Source organism: Clostridium tarantellae, assembly GCF_009295725.1.
Taxonomy (GTDB): domain Bacteria; phylum Bacillota; class Clostridia; order Clostridiales; family Clostridiaceae; genus Sarcina; species Sarcina tarantellae.
The window spans coordinates 1-4982 of sequence record NZ_WHJC01000252.1; the positions used below are offsets into that span (position 1 = coordinate 1).

At 25.5% G+C, this 4982-nt stretch carries 5 protein-coding genes; all 5 read right to left on the minus strand.

Annotated elements, in window-relative coordinates:
* A partial coding sequence (locus GBZ86_RS12615; protein ID WP_152891184.1) for a shikimate kinase occupies positions 1 to 422 on the minus strand: 422 nt, incomplete at its 3' end.
* Positions 423 to 453: 31 nt separating this feature from the next.
* Complete coding sequence (aroE, locus tag GBZ86_RS12620) at positions 454 to 1278, minus strand: shikimate dehydrogenase (RefSeq protein ID WP_152891186.1); 825 nt, start codon at positions 1276 to 1278, stop codon at positions 454 to 456.
* A 23-nt stretch (positions 1279 to 1301) separates the two neighbouring features.
* Positions 1302 to 2423, minus strand: a complete 1122-nt coding sequence (pheA, locus tag GBZ86_RS12625; protein WP_152891187.1) for a prephenate dehydratase — start codon at positions 2421 to 2423, stop codon at positions 1302 to 1304.
* Between the two features lie 45 nt (positions 2424 to 2468).
* Entirely contained in the window at positions 2469 to 3542 is a 1074-nt protein-coding gene (aroC, locus tag GBZ86_RS12630) for a chorismate synthase (protein WP_152891189.1), read from the minus strand.
* Between the two features lie 18 nt (positions 3543 to 3560).
* Positions 3561 to 4832 carry a 3-phosphoshikimate 1-carboxyvinyltransferase gene (gene aroA, locus GBZ86_RS12635; protein WP_152891191.1) on the minus strand — a complete coding sequence of 424 codons (1272 nt, stop codon included), beginning with the start codon at positions 4830 to 4832 and terminating at the stop codon, positions 3561 to 3563.
* Between the last annotated feature and the right edge of the window lie 150 nt (positions 4833 to 4982).

Sequence of the window (4982 nt, forward strand, 5' to 3'; positions counted from 1 at the left end):
TCTTTATATATATTATATAAATGTATTCTTTCTTTATATAAATTTATTAATTTTTCTTTTCCTTCCTGTAATAAAGGTCTTGAATTAATATCTAAATCTTTCATAATTAAGTATATTGGTCTATTAATAAATACTATATTAAACTTAGAAAAATATCTAATATTCTTTTCTTTTTTAATCACTCCACCACCTGATGAAATAACTACATAATCAAAAGTGCTTAAAATTTCACAACATTTGCTTTCTATTTTTCTAAAGTTTTCTTCTCCCTTTTCAAATAATTCCTTTATGCTTTTTCCGCTATTTTCTACTATAAATTCATCCATATCTATAAATTTATAGTTAATTTTTTTAGCTAATTCTTTTCCTAAAGTTGTTTTTCCACAGCCTGGCATACCTATTAATAAAATATTTTTTTTCATGCCTTTTACCTTTCCATTTTAATTATTAAACTTAATTATTATTTAATTCTTTTAATAAATTTAAATATATACTTTCTTCACATTTTTTAGATATATTACATTCATTCCAAATTTCTTCTGCTTTAACTCCTTGTCCAACCAACATAAATAATCCATCTACCACTTTTAATCCTAAATCCTTTGCCCACTTTAAAAATAATGTTTCTTGCGGATTATATATTATATCTATAGCTACTTTAAACTTTTTTAATACTTCTTTGCTAATAGCACTTTTATCCACATTAGGAAACATACCACATGGAGTTGTATTTATTACACCATAAATATTTTTTATATTTTTCAATTGTTCATAATCTATTACTTCTATATCTATATTAGAAAACTTTACTTTAGCCTTTTCCTTATCTCTAGAAACTAATGTTATTTTCTCGGCTTCCATATCATTTAAATAATGAATAATACTTTTAGCAGCACCGCCAGCACCTAATACACAAAAACTATTATTCTTTATTTCTATAAACTCTCTTTCAAGCATTTTTCCAAATCCATAATAATCTGTATTATATCCATAAGATTTTTCATCTTTAATAAGTATAGTATTTATAGCACCAATTTTTTCTGCTTCTGGAGAAATATAATCAAGTTGCTCCATTACTAATTCTTTATAGGGAATTGTTACATTTACACCTTTAACACCTAAAATCTTTAGGGAATTAACTATATCAAAAGAATTTTTCCTATTTACAGAAAACAAATTATAAACTCCATTTATTTTTAATTCTTTAAATATAGGATTGTGAATTTTAGGTGAAAAACTATGAGATAATTTCTCTCCTATTAGTCCAAATATATCCATTAAAAATCTACTCCTTTATATTTTTAGTGTATTATGTCATTAAATTTTTTATAACATCCTAATATTCTAAATTGACAAGTTAATTCAGATACTTTTTCAAGAACTTTTTTAACAACTATATCTTTTATATTACCTTCTATGTCTATATAAAAGATATAACTAAAAGTGCCATCTCCTACTGGTCTAGATTCTATCTTAATTAAGTTTATATTTGCTTCTGAAAAAACTCTTAATTGATTATATAAACTTCCCGATTCATTAGGAAGAGTAAAGCTTATAGTCATTTTATTACATACTTCATTACTTTCTAAATTCTTTCCTACTATTATAAAACGAGTAAAATTTTCTTTAACATTATTTATTCCTTCTTTGAGTACTTCTAATCCATAAATCTTAGCCGCTCTCTTACTTCCAATAGCCCCTTTGTTAAAATTATTATTATCCTTAACATATTTTGCACTTATGGCTGTATTATAATAAGGTATATTAATACAATCTAAAGTTTTTAAATATTCACTACTTTGCTCAAACCCCTGAGGATGAGAGTATACTTCATTTATTTCTTTTATTTTAGTTCCTTTTATCCCCAAAAGATTATGCTCTATTTTTATTTTTGTTTCTCCTACAATATAAAAACCATATTTTTTTAGTAAATCATATATTTCAGTTATAGAACCTGTAGATGAATTTTCAATAGGTAAAATGCCATAATCTATATTTCTATATTTTAATCCTTCAAATACCTCTTCAAATTTTTCATAACTACATGTTTCATATCCTTCGCCAAAGTATGCTATCAAAGCTTCTTCACTAAAAGAACCTTCTAATCCTTGAAATCCTATTTTAATTTCATTACTTTTATTTAGAGGTATTTCTCTTAATCCAATTTTTTTGCATTGATATTTTTTACTTATGTCCATTAAAGAATGTAACATTTCCTTTACATAAGGCTTAATTTCATCATTATTTATTCCATTTAAGTTTTTAATTATTACCTGTTCTTCTCTTTTTTTGTTAAATACAGGTAATTTTTTTTCTTGTTTGTATTTGGCTACCTTTAATACTATTTCCATTCTTTCTTCAAAAAGTCTAATAAGTTCTTTATCTATTTCATCTATTTTTTCTCTACATTTATTTAATTCCATTTTTTCACCCCGCAATCATAATAGATCATAATTAATTATAATTTATTATTTGTAAAGTTCTAAAATTGCTAAAGCTGCAATAGCCTCAACAACCACTAAAGCTCTTTGTACTATACATGGATCATGACGACCTTCTACTTTTAACATAGTATTTTCTTTTGTGTTAAAATTAATAGTTCTTTGTTCTTTACTAATAGATGGTGTAGGTTTAATAACAACTCTAAAAACAATAGGCATTCCATTACTTATACCTCCTGTTATTCCTCCATTATTATTACTATATGCTTTAATCTGTTCATTTTTTATATAATATTCATCATTAGCCTGTGAACCAGAAATATTAGCAAAATCAAATCCTACTCCAAATTCAATTCCTTTAACAGCTGGAATTGAAAAAGCTAAATGAGCTATAGTACTTTCTAAAGAATTAAAAAATGGTTCTCCTAGTCCTACATCTACTCCAACAATACCACACTCAATAATTCCTCCTATTGAATCTCCTCGCTTTTTATAACTTAATATTTCTTCTTTTATTTCATCAATGTTATCATCATTTAAAACTGATAACTCTTTATTTAAAAGTTTATTTAGTGTTTCTTTATTTAAATTAACAAAATCAAAATTACTATCTTTAACTTTTCCAACTTGCTTTATATGTGAGCCAATACATATACCTTTTTTACTTAAAACTTGCTTTGCAATGGCTCCAGCAAATACTAAAGGTGCTGTTATTCTTCCTGAAAAATGTCCACCACCTCTATAATCATTAAATCCCTTATATTTTATTTTTCCTGAAAAATCAGCATGACCTGGTCTCATTATATCCTTTAACTTTGAATAATCTTTAGATTTTTTATCTGAATTTCTAATAATCATAGAAATAGGTGCTCCTGTTGTTTTTCCTTCAAATAATCCACTTAAAATTTCTGGTATATCTTCCTCTTTTCTTTGAGTAGATAAAGAATTTCTTCCTGGTGCCCTTCTTTTCATTTCCATTTTTACTGCATCTATATCTATTTCAAAACCTGGTTCTATGCCATTTATAACAATCCCTATAGCTTCACCATGAGATTCACCAAAAATAGATAGATTTATATTTTTTCCCCATACTCCACTCATGCTAATGTACCTCCTAAATTATATTTCAATAAATTTTCCTCCTATACTTTTAAAATCTTCCCAAAAAGATGGATAGGATTTTTTTACACATTCAGGATTTTCTAAAGTAATATCACCTTTACATAATGTAGATGCAATAGCTATGCTCATAGCTATTCTATGATCATTATGACTACTAATATTAGCTCCATTTAAGCTTTTCACACCATTTATTATTAATCCATCTTTAAGTTCCTTAATGTTAGCTCCTAATTTATTTAATTCAATACAAATAGCATTTAATCTATCACACTCTTTAATTCTCAAACGCTCTCCATTTATTATTTTAGTCTCTCCTGTACTTAGTGCTGCAACTACAGTTAAAACTGGTATAACATCTGGGCATTGAGAAGCATCTATTATAGTTCCTTCAGTATTTTTTGCTATAATTTTTATTCCTTTATGTTCTTCTACAACTCCTCCCATTCTTTTTAAAATATCTATACACTCTTTATCTCCTTGAAGAGAATTTAAATTTAAATCCTTACATACTATATCATTACCTAATGCATCTGCACATAAATAAAATGCTGCCTGTGAATAATCTCCTTCTACTCTATAATTAAAAGGTTTATACTGTTGATTTCCTTTTATAATAAATTCTTTATATTCTAAATTTTTATTTTCAACTTTAATTCCAAATTTCTCTATCATTGATAATGTTAAATCTATATATCCCTTTGATTCTAAATTTGTTGTTATTATTATCTTTGAATCTTCTTTTAACAATGGAAGAGCAAATAATAAACCACTTATAAATTGTGAACTTATATTACCTTCAACTTTAAACTCTCCCCCTTTAAGTTCACCATCTATATTAAAATCCAATATATTTTTTTTATAACTATATTTAATACCTTTTTCATTTAAAATATTATAATAGGTATTTAAAGGTCTTTTTCCTAAATTACCTTTTCCAATAAAATTTATTTTATTTTTTCTAGATATACTTAAAGGTACTAAAAATCTTAAAGTAGAACCTGATTCATTACAATCTATTACTATATTCTTTAGAGAAAAAGTATTTTCTCCATTTATTATAAGTTTATTTTCTTCTATTTTTATATCTGCTCCTAAAGCTTTCATTGCATTAATAGTAGCAATCATATCCTCCGAAAAATCTACATTATCTATAATACTTGTTCCTCTACTTAAAGAAGCACATATAATTGCTCTATGTGCCATACTTTTAGAAGGAGGAATATTTACTTCTCCTTTTAGCTTTTTAGGAGTTATTTTTATTTTATTCATATTATTTCCTCCATAAAGTTTTTGTTAGTGTAAAGTTTCTACACTACTTTTCTTTTTAAAATCTTTATATATCAAGGTTTCGAAAGTTTTTTTGCATAAAAAAACAACGACCCCCTAATTTCATGTTAAAATTGAATCTCAAAACCACAA

Bases quoted from the DNA above. Each gene is read 5' to 3' on its own strand.
- aroE (WP_152891186.1), bottom strand. From the start codon at position 1,278: ATGGATATATTTGGACTAATAGGAGAGAAATTATCTCATAGTTTTTCA.
- pheA (WP_152891187.1), bottom strand. From the start codon at position 2,423: ATGGAATTAAATAAATGTAGAGAAAAAATAGATGAAATAGATAAAGAA.
- aroC (WP_152891189.1), bottom strand. From the start codon at position 3,542: ATGAGTGGAGTATGGGGAAAAAATATAAATCTATCTATTTTTGGTGAA.
- aroA (WP_152891191.1), bottom strand. From the start codon at position 4,832: ATGAATAAAATAAAAATAACTCCTAAAAAGCTAAAAGGAGAAGTAAAT.